General features: G+C 70.2%; 1 protein-coding gene. It reads left to right on the top strand.

The features are described from left to right. Positions 1-16: 16 nt before the first annotated feature. Positions 17-242 (top strand): DUF305 domain-containing protein (locus CCN51_RS38215; RefSeq protein WP_342749409.1); only part of this gene is annotated, 226 nt, incomplete at its 3' end.

Raw genomic sequence — 242 nt, 5'->3', positions numbered from 1 at the left:
CCAGCTGCAGCTGGCCATGGACGAACAGGCCCTGCACATCCTGGAACTCGCGCCCGGCTCCGGCGCCGGCCCTGAGCTGAAGCAGTGGGCGGCGAAAGTGGCAAAGAGCCATCGCGCCGACCTCACCGCCCTGCGCAAACTGCTCACCGCGACCGGCGTCCCCGACACCAACCCTCATGAGGGCCACGACATGCCCGGCATGGTCAACGCCACGGAACTGCGCGCGCTGGAGGCCGCCGAGG

This window comes from Streptomyces milbemycinicus, assembly GCF_002154605.1.
Classification (GTDB): Bacteria; Actinomycetota; Actinomycetes; order Streptomycetales; family Streptomycetaceae; genus Streptomyces; species Streptomyces milbemycinicus.
The sequence above is the reverse complement of the archived record's forward strand: the minus strand, read 5'-3'. Positions and strand labels throughout refer to the sequence as shown.